The sequence below is a fragment of the Vibrio sp. WZ-1 genome, assembly GCF_052037695.1.
Taxonomy (GTDB): domain Bacteria; phylum Pseudomonadota; class Gammaproteobacteria; order Enterobacterales; family Vibrionaceae; genus Vibrio.
In genome coordinates, this window is the sequence record NZ_JBQEQR010000054.1 from 92045 (window position 1) to 103977 (window position 11933).

Consider the following 11933-nt stretch of genomic DNA (forward strand, 5'->3'; position numbering starts at 1 on the left):
ATGGCAAGTTACCTAAATATGCGAATTTTTATGGCTTTGAAACCCACGAAATGTGAATGGCTTTAAAGGCATTAAGTTGAGTTCTGGAGATATCATGAGCAACGAAGAAAACAAAGTTACAGAAGCTGAGCTAGATCAAATCATCGAAGAAGCTGAAAAAGTAGAAGCGGCAGCTCAAGAGGCTGAAGCAGAACTTGAAGAAATTGGTGATGAGAAAGACGCTAAGATTGCTCAACTAGAAGCGGCACTATTGTCTAGCGAAACAAAAGTAAAAGACCAGCAAGATGCGGTTCTTCGCGCTAAAGCTGAAGTAGAAAACATGCGTCGTCGTACTGAGCAAGAAATCGATAAAGCTCGTAAGTACGCTCTGAACAAATTCGCTGAAGAACTACTTCCAGTTATCGATAACCTAGAGCGTGCAATTCAAGCTGCAGATGCAGAGCACGAGGTAGTTAAGCCAATTCTTGAAGGTGTTGAACTAACGCACAAGACGTTTGTAGACGCAGTATCGAAATTTGGTTTGAAAGAGATCAACCCAGAAGGTGAAGCATTCAACCCTGAATTCCACCAAGCGATGTCTATTCAAGAAAGCCCAGATCACGAATCAAACACAGTGATGTTTGTGATGCAAAAAGGCTACGAGCTAAACGGTCGAGTTGTTCGTCCTGCAATGGTTATGGTTGCTAAGTAATTAACTAAATCATTGATATAAATATATTAAAACGCCCGCTACTCAATAGCGGGCGTTTTTGTTTCAAACATTACCGTCAACATATTCATCTCTCTGAATATGTGTGCAAAATGAAATTTGATCCCCTTCAAATTTTTTCTTATTGGTAAATAATTTTCCAATAAGGGATATCCTTTCTTTATCTTGCTTATTTATGGAATGGGTGTGTCTATAAGTGCCTGTTATCACTCGCAATCAAAATTTAATTCTGAATATGAATGTGGATCCAGTGATTTACTTTTAATGTTATTTATTAACAATCTCGTAAAGAAAGTCTTTATTTTGTAACTGCGGCGTGTATTATTCGCGAGGTCTGCCGTAAAAATCAGCAGATGTAACTATAAAAGTATAAATAGCAAACACAACATTTTGGAGATTTATGATGGATAAATCGCTTTCTAGCAAGATTTTTATCGGCTTGTTTGCGGGTCTTCTGATTGGTACTGCAATTCAGTATCTTTTTAGTGGCGTTGCTCTCTTTGATACATATTTACTTGGCGCAGCCGAAGGCGCTGGTGGCATGTTTGTATCATTGATTAAGCTGTTAGTAGTACCTCTTGTTTACGTATCTATCGTATGCGGTATCGTTGACCTGAAAGACATCACTGCTTTTGGTCGTCTTGGTGGTAAAACCTTTGCTCTATACATTATCAACACCATCATCGCGATTACTGCGGCACTTACTGTTGGTCTTATTTTCCAACCGGGGGCAGATGCAAATCTTGCGGGTACGATTTCAGAGACCGTTAAACTAACAACCACAGAAACTCCTGACATTTTCTCGTTGGTGGTAAACATTGTTCCAAGCAACCCAGTACAAGCGTTTGCAAATGGCGACATGTTACAAATCATCTTTATGGCAATCCTGACAGGTCTTGCTATTCAAGCTCTTGACTCACGTGGTGGACCTGCCATTCGTACGTTCAAGATGGCGAATGAAATCATGATGAAGCTGGTAGGTCTAGTAATGAGCCTTGCGCCTTACGGTGTATTTGCTCTGATGATTCAACTAGGTGCAACACTGGATGCAAACACACTGATGTCTGTGGCTGGCTATGTAGCGCTTGTTGTTGCAATGCTAGTGTTCTGGATTTTCTTCTTCTACCCAATGGCAGTAGGTATTGCGACGGGCACTTCGCCAAAAACTTTCCTACGTGCAACTCGAGAGCAGATCTTATTCTCGCTATCAACAGCAAGCTCGAACGCAACTATCCCTGTAACAATGCGTACGCTTACTGATAAGCTGAAGGTTTCTAAGTCAGTAGCTGGTTTCGGTGTGCCACTGGGCGCAACAATGAACATGTCTGGTGTTTCTATCTACATCGCACTAGCAACGATGTTTGTGGCAAACGCGTTTGGTCAGCCGATCAATACTGCTGATATCTTTACTCTTGGTTTGACTATCTTGCTACTGTCTATCGGTGCAGGTGGTGTGCCAGGTGGCGGTGTAGTAATGGTCGGTGTTCTATTGCACCAACTAGGGCTTCCACCAGAAGGTCTTGCAATCATCGCAGCAGTAGACCGTATCAATGATATGTTCTGTACTTCATCAAACGTGGTTGGTGATACTGCAGTAAACACCATTGTTGCGAAGTCTGAAGGCGAGATTGGCAAAGAAGAAGTGGTAGACGCAGAGCCTGCACAAGCAAGCGCATAATTGATAATTGCACACTTAATCGAATTCAAAGTGAGGTCTTAGGGCCTCGCTTTTTCTTTTTAGAGACGCTTCGCTTCGGGAACGGACTTCTTCCTATGGAACGCTGCGCTCCGAGATTCCCGTATCTCGCCTTTTGCACAACTTTTTTCAATTTTTTTTGCTCTTTCCCTTGAAAAGCCATTTGCAGCCCTTATCTATTGGGCATAAGAGAAGCAAACATAATTATTTTTGTTTGTGAGCAAGGGTTGAAACCCGATTCTACGTCCCCACATAGGGGATATAGCAAAACGAAAATAGAATTTATTCGGAGATAGCCTGATGGGTAAAATCATTGGTATTGACTTAGGTACTACTAACTCTTGTGTTGCTGTTCTAGACGGTGACAAGCCACGCGTAATTGAAAACGCAGAAGGCGAGCGTACAACCGCATCTGTTGTTGCATACACAGACGGTGAAACGCTAGTAGGCCAACCTGCTAAACGTCAAGCAGTAACAAACCCAACCAACACGCTATTTGCAATTAAGCGTCTAATTGGTCGTCGTTTTGAAGACGAAGAAGTTCAACGTGACATCGAAATCATGCCTTACAAAATCGTTAAGGCTGACAACGGTGATGCTTGGGTAGAAGCGCAAGGCCAAAAAATGGCTGCTCCTCAAGTTTCAGCTGAAATCCTGAAGAAAATGAAGAAAACTGCTGAAGACTTCCTAGGTGAGGAAGTAACTGGCGCAGTTATCACAGTTCCTGCTTACTTTAACGATGCTCAACGTCAAGCAACAAAAGACGCTGGCCGTATCGCAGGTCTAGAAGTTAAACGTATCATCAACGAACCAACAGCGGCGGCTCTAGCATACGGTCTAGACAAGTCAGGCGGCGACCGCACTATCGCGGTATACGACCTTGGTGGTGGTACATTCGATATCTCTATCATCGAAATCGATGAAGTTGAAGGCGAGAAAACTTTCGAAGTTCTAGCAACTAACGGTGACACTCACCTTGGTGGTGAAGACTTTGATACACGTCTAATCAACTACCTAGTAGACGAGTTCAACAAAGAGCAAGGTATCAACCTTAAGAACGATCCACTAGCGATGCAACGTGTTAAAGAAGCAGCAGAAAAAGCGAAGATCGAGCTTTCTTCTACTTCTCAAACTGACGTAAACCTACCTTACGTTACTGCAGACGCGACTGGTCCTAAGCACATGAACGTTAAAGTGACTCGTGCGAAACTAGAATCTCTAGTTGAAGACCTAGTACAACGTTCTCTTGAGCCACTAAAAGTTGCTCTAGCTGACGCTGACCTATCTGTAAACGACATCACTGACGTAATCCTAGTTGGTGGTCAGACTCGTATGCCTATGGTTCAAGCGAAAGTTGCTGAGTTCTTCGGTAAAGAAGCTCGCCGCGACGTAAACCCTGATGAAGCAGTAGCAATGGGTGCTGCAGTTCAAGGTGGTGTACTTGCAGGTGAAGTGAAAGACGTACTTCTACTAGACGTTACTCCACTGTCTCTAGGTATCGAGACAATGGGCGGCGTAATGACTAAGCTAGTTGAGAAAAACACAACTATCCCAACTAAAGCGAACCAAGTTTTCTCTACAGCAGAAGATAACCAGAGCGCGGTAACTATCCACGTTCTTCAAGGTGAGCGTAAGCAAGCGTCTTTCAACAAATCACTAGGTCAATTCAACCTAGAAGGTATCCAAGCTGCACCACGTGGTATGCCACAAATCGAAGTTACTTTCGACCTAGATGCGGATGGTATCCTACACGTTTCGGCGAAAGACAAGCAGACTGGTAAAGAGCAGAAGATCACTATCCAAGCTTCTGGCGGTCTAAGCGATGACGACATCGAGAAAATGGTTCAAGAAGCAGAAGCTAACAAAGAAGCGGACAAAAAGTTCGAAGAGCTAGCGACTGCACGTAACCAAGCTGACCAAATGATTCACGGTACTCGTAAGCAAGTAGAAGAAGCTGGTGAAGCGCTACCTGCAGAAGAGAAAGAGAAGATTGAAGCAGCTATCTCTGAGCTAGAAACTGCACGTAAAGGCGATGACAAAGAAGCGATCGACGCTAAAGTTCAAGCGCTAATGACGGCAGCTCAAAAGCTAATGGAAATCGCTCAACAACAAGCTCAAGCGCAACAAGCACAAGGTGCTGACGCTGATGCTCAACAGTCTAAAGAAGACGACGTAGTTGATGCTGAGTTCGAAGAAGTTAAAGACGACAAGAAATAATATTTCTAACTAGGCGACTTATGGTCGCCTAGAGTCGATAAGACTTTTGTGTGCGGGCGTTTGGGGTAACTCTTACGCCCGTCTGTTTGTCAAAGCTGTCTTTCTAGTTAAGTATTTTGCAATGAGTGCACTTACCTAGAACGATACAAACACCAAGCGGTAAATCATGCCGTTTGCAGTAATTAATTGGTGACGAAGAACATGTCAAAACGTGATTTTTACGAAGTATTAGGCGTAGGCCGTGATGCCTCTGAGCGCGATATCAAAAAGGCGTACAAGCGTCTAGCGATGAAATTCCACCCAGACCGTAACCAGGGTGATGAGTCTGCTGCGGACAAGTTTAAAGAAGTAAAAGAAGCGTACGAAATTCTAACTGACCCTCAAAAGAAAGCGGCTTACGATCAGTACGGCCATGCTGCTTTTGAACAAGGCGGTGGCGGCTTCGGCGGCGGCGGTTTTGGTGGCGGTGGTGCTGACTTCGGCGACATCTTTGGCGATGTGTTTGGTGATATCTTTGGTGGCGGCCGTCGTGGCGGTGGTCAGCAACGCGCGCAACGTGGCGCAGACCTACGTTACAACATGGAACTGTCGCTAGAAGAGGCGGTTCGTGGCGTATCAAAAGAGATCGAAGTACCTACGCTTGTTCACTGTGATAGCTGTGATGGTAGCGGCGCGAAGAAAGGCTCGTCAGCTGAAACGTGTGGTACGTGTCATGGTCACGGTCAAGTTCAGATGCGTCAAGGCTTCTTCGCGGTACAACAGACCTGTCCTACCTGTCATGGTAAAGGCAAAATCATTAAAGACCCATGTAACGAATGTCATGGTCAAGGTCGCAAGCAAAAAACTAAGACACTTAACGTTAAGATCCCAGCTGGTGTTGATACTGGCGATCGCATCCGTCTGTCTGGCGAAGGTGAAGCAGGAGAAATGGGCGCACCAGCAGGTGACCTATACGTACAAGTTCACGTAAGAGAACACCATATCTTCGAGCGTGAAGGCAACAACCTGTACTGTGAAGTACCTGTAAGCTTTGCGATGGCAGCGCTAGGTGGTGAAGTTGAAGTTCCGACACTAGACGGTCGTGTGAACCTTAAAGTACCGACAGAAACGCAAACAGGTCGTATGTTCCGTATGCGTGGTAAAGGTGTGAAAGGCGTTCGCGGCGGCGGTGTCGGTGACCTAATTGTTAAGCTAGTGGTTGAGACACCTGTTAACCTAAGCTCTCGTCAAAAAGAACTGCTTAAAGAGTTTGATGAGTCTTGTGGTGGCGATGCGGCAACTAAACATAAGCCAAAATCTGAAGGTTTCTTCAACGGTGTGAAGAAGTTCTTTGATGATCTAACTAGCTAGTTAGCAAATTAATCAAATCCCCAGAAGCCTGCATTAATGCAGGCTTTTTTTTGTGTCTGTTAGTCCATTTCAGGAGAAAAGCGTTTCAGTCCCAACAAGCACTTGGTGATTCGATGTTGGTTGAAGTCAGCGTAATTGTTTTCACGCCCTGTGGAAAGCAGCGATCTTTATCTTGTCCCAACTTTGCTGTTGCTGTGATGGTGTAAGCCACGACTGCTGAACTGGCTACGGAGAATGTAAATCTATCAGCATCAGAATCACAAATAGTGCAGCTACCGCCAGAAATGATCCCACTCCAATCATAGCTACCGTTATAGGTTGCTTCGAGTTCTAATTGAATACGACTAATATCGCTAATGGCGCTTGTTCTGTGTGATTTCAAAATATGGTTTGTGAAAACAGGGTATGCAATTGCGGTTAAGGCGGCAACAATACCCATCGCGATGAGTAATTCGATCAATGTCATCCCCTTTAATCCTATTTTGTAGCTGTTACAAATATTTGTACGAATCATTACGAGTAGTTCCTTCTCCCATTTCGTCCTATTTTTATGAGCTGTTAGCATCTGTTCAAGAATGATTTTTGAACATTTGGTTCTTTCACGGGATTTTGGGAAATGCATCGCGGCTTTACTTTATTGGAACTGATTGCTTCGGTATTTATCTTGTGTTTGTTGTTGGCAATAGCTGTTCCTAACTTTAATGGAGTGCTACAGGCGAACAAAATGCAGAGGTTGGCGCGAGAACTTCATGGGTTTGTTATACAGGCGAAGTCGGAATCTATTTTGAGAAGGCAACGATTGTGGGCTCATATCATTATGTCGGGAGCCAGCAATAGTCAGGGCGAGTGGAAAATCGAACTGACGGATAGCAATACACCTTATATAGGGATGATTTTAGCGACCTTTTCTGGAAAACCATACGCAGGCTTAACCGTAACTCCACAGTATCCATCTCAACAAATCTCTTTCGATGATATTCATGGCCGCCCCTCAAACGGACACATAAGGTTTCACCCTATTGAAGACTCAAGTAAAGAGTTAAAAGTCTTGTCATTTAATCGCTCTGCGCGGTTCAGGGTGTGTAGTAATCATCCAACTAAGCAGTTTTTCGGTTATGTGTCTTGCTAATGCTGGGAAGCAAATGATGTTTAGAAAGCAAACCGGTAATAGCCTTTTAGAGTTGCTTATCTCTTCGTCGTTGGGGGTTATCACCATTGGTACGATAACTTCGGTGTTTATTCATGCGCAGAAAACGGCTATGCAGAGAACCCAAGAGTTGGTTCTGTTACAAAATACGGCCAGTGTTGTTCAAATGATGAGAGCCGATATTCAAAGGGCTGGGTTTGATGGAGGGCAGGGGAGATCAATTAAGTTATCAGGAGCAATTAACACTGTATTTACCGTAAGTAGTGCAGCAAGAACTCTAGTTGCTTATGCCTACCTGGCTGACATGTCCGGGGGCGTCCCGTCGTATAACAATGTGGTATATCAGCGGACAACCAATCTTCCCAACTCTTTTTATGTTTGTGAAAAGGAATTGGTTGATAGAGTCATGGATATTGCAGACGCTCAGGATTTTTCTAATCGAGTTGGTGGGGCGTGCTACAACCTTTTTGATGCAAATACGGTGCACGTTAATCAGTTTCAAATTCATGAGGACAAGATTCAAAATCATGGCGTTACCAGTGCTCTGTTGACCGTCCATGTTAGTGCAGAGCTTGCGTCCAACTCTGATGTGAAAGTGACTAAGGATTTCACCATTAAACAAAGGAATTGGCAGGAATGAGACAGCACTCAGGAGCGATTACTCTTCTTATTACTAGCTTACTTTTAGTTGCGGCTCTTATCGTCATACTGGGTAGTTACAAGACACTGTTTTTCAAAATAAAACAAGCAAATAATCAAATTGAAGCTCGAAAAGAGTACTGGCAAGCGGAGGGGGCATTAGAATGTGGTTTTACATATATTGTTGCTTCTAACTTAAACTACATCCCCGCTAATCTACTGCCACAATGTCATTCTTATCCCATTGATGAACTCAAAGCTTCAACTTTAGACCCCAATGTCCTCGTTGCAAAAACGGGCTATGCAAAAGTATCCAAGAAAATTCAGTTCTTAGGAGGTGGAGGCTCAGGAGCAATTCGTTCAACCGCTGACTTGATCGCTCATGGTTCGGCATTGATAGCACCGCCAGATCCAGGTAAGTATAACAAAAGAGACTACTATGAGTGCCTTGGTGTTGTGGTGAAGCGTCGGATTATCGCTTCTGGGATCACCAACCAAGGTATAGGCGGTGGTATCCCTTCTCCTACTGCCGGTTTTGATCAATCAAAGAGTTGTGGCAGCAACTACCAAACTCAAACCTCATCTTACGCGGGCATTTGGCATGATCAAAATGGAGTTTATCAAAGAGAGTCAATTAAGTTGGATATTCAACAGAAAGCCGACCTAGACCCATTTTATGACTTCTTTGGAACGGAAAAGAGCAATTGGAAGTCGATCAGAGATAGCAAAGAGCATGATTTTATACCTGTTGCGATGAAAGGGGGGAGCGATATTGATTGTGTGAGTAAATTTGTCGGAAAACTGAAAGAGAATAAGCCGTATAAAATTTGGATTGATGGCTCATGCCAAATTACCGATACACAATTGACTAAGTTGAAAAGTCTTCAGAACCAAAATAGTAAAATGAACTTGTTCATCTTAGTAAACAACGGTGTGCTAGGAATCAATGGTAGCGGAACTATCAAAGGTATGTTGTTTCATCTGAATCACGACTACAGACCGACACTTGAACAATGGAATGACTTGAAACAAATCAAACCGTACTTGAATGCGAACTTCTCGACTTACATCAACAAGTTGTATGGTAGCTCAAGCTCGGTTTCTCCATTATTAGCGACGTATTTTCAGCGCGGCTCGTTTTCTCTATCAGGCGGGCAAGTATTTGATTCAGATGGTCAAATGGCTTTATTTGATAATTCGTTGCGCTTGGCATTTAACGCAGACGTGATCAACTCATTTTCGTTTCCTACCACTGTTCGATGGGTAAAAGGATCTTGGCATGATTTTTAGTCAACGTGGTGTGGGTATGTTAGAAGTTCTGTTCTCTGTGATGTTGATTGCTGGTGGCGTTTTGAGTTTAACCAAACTTCAGGTCTACATGGAAAAGGAGTCAGAATACGCGTTAAACAGTCTAGAGGCTTTGCAGTTGGCGGAGGAGAAACTGGAGTGGTTTAGAACTCGTGGTGCTTCTTCCGCTTCGTCTGACATTGTGGTTGCTGACTTCGATGCAGATATCATCGCAGGTACTTCAATGAATGGTACGTATACAGTTCAGTGGGATCTACTACCAGCGCCCATTGCGAATGTGAAAGTGGTAAAGGTACAGGCAACTTGGCTTGATAGGGCTGGAGATACACAAGGTGTTGAATTGCAAACAATGATTTCGCGTTATAGTGAATTTGACTGATTTGATGCAAAATTATTAGCGTTATTAATGCTTGGAACTCTTGTAATTGCTGATTTTTATCTTAAATTCATGCGGTTAATAGAATGTTGTGTTGGTGTTGTTTTTGCTGGTGCGCAACTGTTTTTATTATGTTTAATTGATATAGTAATTTTGCAAAATATGTCTCCAAATATGGAAAAAATGCCAGAACCTTGTGCTTTCTTATTTGCTATTTAATAGAATGCTCGGTTGAAAATAGGCCATTATAATTACTCAAATAGGCCATGACACCAACATCATTCATATGGAGTTACCATGAGTAACCAAGCTGTAAATAAGGCACCGTCACCGAAGCCGAGCGGTATGGATCGCTTTCTGAACTTTATCGAAAAGGCAGGTAATAAAATTCCTGATCCAGCGATTCTGTTCTTCTGGGCACTAATCATTACTTGGGCTGCGTCTGCACTTTTGTCGAATGTTTCTTTCGACCTTCTAAACCCTCGAACTGGCGAAGCTCTTACTATTACTAACCTTCTAACTGGCGAAGCACTAGCAAGTTTCCTTGCTAACATGGTGACTACGTTCACTGGCTTTGCACCACTTGGTATCGTTCTTGTTGCAATGCTAGGTGTTGGTGTTGCTGATTCATCTGGCTTCATCACTACTGGTCTGAAGAAGATGCTGAACTTCACGCCAGCAAAACTTCTTACACCAATGCTAATTCTTGTAGCAATCGTATCGCACACTGCTGCGGACGCGGGCTACGTTCTGGTTATTCCTCTTGGTGGTATTATCTTCCACGCGGCTGGTCGTCACCCTCTAGCGGGTATCGCGGCAGCGTTCGCAGGTGTATCAGGTGGTTTCTCTGCAAACTTTATCCCTTCAGGTATCGACCCTCTATTGGCTGGTTTCACTCAAACAGCAGCTCAGGTTCTAGACCCTGAATACGTAGTTAATCCACTAGCGAACATCTTCTTTACTGGTCTATCTTCAGTAATCATTGTTGCTATCGGTTGGTACGTAACTGAGAAAATCATCGAACCACGTCTAAAGAACACTCCAATCGACGAAGACGCAGAGAAAGCACCAGATCTAGGTTCTTTCTCTGAGCTTGAGTCTAAAGCGTTCCGTTATGCTGGTTGGGCAATGATGGCGGGTATCGCTCTTCTTGTTGTGGCTCTTATTCCAGAAAACTCTGCACTGCGTTCACCTGAAGGTGAAATCACTGCGTTCTCTGCGCCAATCATGAAGTCTATCGTTCCGTTGATTTTCATCCTGTTTATCATTCCGGGTTACGTGTACGGTCGTGTTTCTGGCACGTTCAAGACGAGCAACGACATCATTAAAGCGATGGCGGATACTATGTCTACTATGGGCGCATACATCGTAATGTCGTTCTTCTGTGCACAGTTCCTATCTGCATTCGCACAATCAAACATCGGTACGATGCTAGCGCTATACGGTGCGGAAGGTTTGAAAGCGATGAACCTGCCAGGTGAAGCGACTATCATTGGTATGATTCTTCTAACGGCTTCTGTAAACCTTCTAATCGGTTCTGCATCAGCGAAATGGGCTCTTATCGGTCCAATCCTAGTTCCTATGCTAATGGCTGTTGGTATCTCTCCTGAGCTATCTCAAGCGGCTTACCGTGTAGGTGACTCTGTATCGAACATCATTTCACCTCTGATGGTATTCTTCCCTCTAGTAGTGGTTTACTGTCAACGTTACGTGAAGTCGACAGGTATCGGTACACTAGCATCGCTAATGATGCCATTCTCGATTGCAATGCTAATCGGCTGGTCTATCTTCCTAGTGGTTTACTGGATGCTAGGCATTCCTCTAGGTATCCAAGCGCCATACACTTACACAATGTAAATACCGTCATATTTGGCGCTGTAGCGTTGTTAACTGCGCAAGTTCACCGGAGCGCCGGCCGCCCTAATCACATAGAGCCTCTATGCTCATAGGGCTGAACTTGCTTGTTGCCTAGCTACAACACCAACTATTTAGGTATTGGTAATTCGAAAGCGCTGGTCGAGAGACTGGCGCTTTTTTGTTTTGGGAGGCGGGAACGGACCTTGTCCTAAAGAACGCTTCGAGTTTCGAGTGCGCTTCGCTTTAGGAAACGATAGCTGTGTGCTGGAAGGTTGATAAAAGAAGCTCAGCTTATATCAATTCCGTTAATTAGATGTTCAAAAAATTGCGCCGGTAAAATCACTTAGAACAAGGCAAAGATTGCAGCTAGCTAGTTACTCTATCTACAAAATCTTTAACACCGTTATAAGTGATTATAACCAGCAAGAATGAGCAGATAATTGATGGGATTGGTATTAAACAGCGTTGACAGAATTTGTATCCTAAAAGGCATAATGAGATCGTCTCTCGTCTCTCGTCTCTCGTCTCTCGTCTCTCGTCTCTCGTCTCTCGTCTCTCGTCTCTCGTCTCTCGTCTCTCGTCTCTCGTCTCTCGTCTCTCGTCTCTCGTCTCTCGTCTCTCGTCTCTCGTCTCT

Annotated in this window: 11 protein-coding genes; 10 read left to right on the plus strand and 1 reads right to left on the minus strand. The window is 43.9% G+C overall.

What is annotated here, in order from left to right; all coding sequences use genetic code 11:
• Positions 1–94: 94 nt before the first annotated feature.
• The 4 genes from grpE to dnaJ all read left to right on the plus strand — a co-directional run bounded on the left by grpE (position 95) and on the right by dnaJ (position 5972).
• Entirely contained in the window at positions 95–691 is a 597-nt protein-coding gene (gene grpE / locus ACTS60_RS04865; protein ID WP_440887339.1) for a nucleotide exchange factor GrpE, read from the plus strand.
• 421 nt (positions 692–1112) lie between these two features.
• Positions 1113–2387, plus strand: a complete 1275-nt coding sequence (locus tag ACTS60_RS04870; RefSeq protein ID WP_440887340.1) for a dicarboxylate/amino acid:cation symporter — start codon at positions 1113–1115, stop codon at positions 2385–2387.
• A gap of 318 nt (positions 2388–2705) precedes the next feature.
• Complete coding sequence (gene dnaK / locus ACTS60_RS04875) at positions 2706–4622, plus strand: molecular chaperone DnaK (protein ID WP_440887341.1); 1917 nt, start codon at positions 2706–2708, stop codon at positions 4620–4622.
• A 201-nt stretch (positions 4623–4823) separates the two neighbouring features.
• Positions 4824–5972 (plus strand): molecular chaperone DnaJ, encoded by a 1149-nt coding sequence (dnaJ, locus tag ACTS60_RS04880; protein ID WP_440887342.1) that lies wholly within the window; start codon positions 4824–4826, stop codon positions 5970–5972.
• 85 nt (positions 5973–6057) lie between these two features.
• Here the strand turns inward: dnaJ and ACTS60_RS04885 are convergent, their stop codons facing one another.
• Positions 6058–6486: a type IV pilin protein gene (locus ACTS60_RS04885; RefSeq protein WP_440887343.1), complete on the minus strand. Its 429-nt coding sequence runs from the start codon at positions 6484–6486 to the stop codon at positions 6058–6060.
• A 102-nt stretch (positions 6487–6588) separates the two neighbouring features.
• On the opposite strand from ACTS60_RS04885, the gene ACTS60_RS04890 reads away from it, so the two are divergent.
• From ACTS60_RS04890 to ACTS60_RS04915, 6 genes are all read left to right on the plus strand, one after another.
• On the plus strand, positions 6589–7101 hold the full coding sequence (locus tag ACTS60_RS04890) for a pilus assembly FimT family protein (RefSeq protein WP_440887344.1): 513 nt from the start codon (positions 6589–6591) through the stop codon (positions 7099–7101).
• A 16-nt stretch (positions 7102–7117) separates the two neighbouring features.
• Entirely contained in the window at positions 7118–7759 is a 642-nt protein-coding gene (locus tag ACTS60_RS04895; protein ID WP_440887345.1) for a PilW family protein, read from the plus strand.
• Positions 7756–9048, plus strand: a complete 1293-nt coding sequence (locus ACTS60_RS04900; RefSeq protein WP_440887346.1) for a hypothetical protein — start codon at positions 7756–7758, stop codon at positions 9046–9048. Before ACTS60_RS04895 ends, ACTS60_RS04900 begins: the two co-directional genes overlap by 4 nt.
• A complete protein-coding gene (locus ACTS60_RS04905) occupies positions 9038–9445 on the plus strand; it encodes a type IV pilus modification PilV family protein (RefSeq protein ID WP_440887347.1) in 408 nt (135 codons plus the stop codon). Before ACTS60_RS04900 ends, ACTS60_RS04905 begins: the two co-directional genes overlap by 11 nt.
• Positions 9446–9472: 27 nt before the next feature.
• Complete coding sequence (locus ACTS60_RS04910; RefSeq protein ID WP_440887348.1) at positions 9473–9661, plus strand: hypothetical protein; 189 nt, start codon at positions 9473–9475, stop codon at positions 9659–9661.
• Positions 9662–9739: 78 nt separating this feature from the next.
• On the plus strand, positions 9740–11299 hold the full coding sequence (locus ACTS60_RS04915; RefSeq protein ID WP_440887349.1) for an AbgT family transporter: 1560 nt from the start codon (positions 9740–9742) through the stop codon (positions 11297–11299).
• Positions 11300–11933: the final 634 nt, after the last annotated feature.

Coding starts and splice junctions, on each gene's coding strand:
- grpE (WP_440887339.1), top strand. CDS start 95: ATGAGCAACGAAGAAAACAAAGTTACAGAAGCTGAGCTAGATCAAATC.
- ACTS60_RS04870 (WP_440887340.1), top strand. CDS start 1,113: ATGGATAAATCGCTTTCTAGCAAGATTTTTATCGGCTTGTTTGCGGGT.
- dnaK (WP_440887341.1), top strand. CDS start 2,706: ATGGGTAAAATCATTGGTATTGACTTAGGTACTACTAACTCTTGTGTT.
- dnaJ (WP_440887342.1), top strand. CDS start 4,824: ATGTCAAAACGTGATTTTTACGAAGTATTAGGCGTAGGCCGTGATGCC.
- ACTS60_RS04885 (WP_440887343.1), bottom strand. CDS start 6,486: ATGATTCGTACAAATATTTGTAACAGCTACAAAATAGGATTAAAGGGG.
- ACTS60_RS04890 (WP_440887344.1), top strand. CDS start 6,589: ATGCATCGCGGCTTTACTTTATTGGAACTGATTGCTTCGGTATTTATC.
- ACTS60_RS04895 (WP_440887345.1), top strand. CDS start 7,118: ATGTTTAGAAAGCAAACCGGTAATAGCCTTTTAGAGTTGCTTATCTCT.
- ACTS60_RS04900 (WP_440887346.1), top strand. CDS start 7,756: ATGAGACAGCACTCAGGAGCGATTACTCTTCTTATTACTAGCTTACTT.
- ACTS60_RS04905 (WP_440887347.1), top strand. CDS start 9,038: ATGATTTTTAGTCAACGTGGTGTGGGTATGTTAGAAGTTCTGTTCTCT.
- ACTS60_RS04910 (WP_440887348.1), top strand. CDS start 9,473: ATGCTTGGAACTCTTGTAATTGCTGATTTTTATCTTAAATTCATGCGG.
- ACTS60_RS04915 (WP_440887349.1), top strand. CDS start 9,740: ATGAGTAACCAAGCTGTAAATAAGGCACCGTCACCGAAGCCGAGCGGT.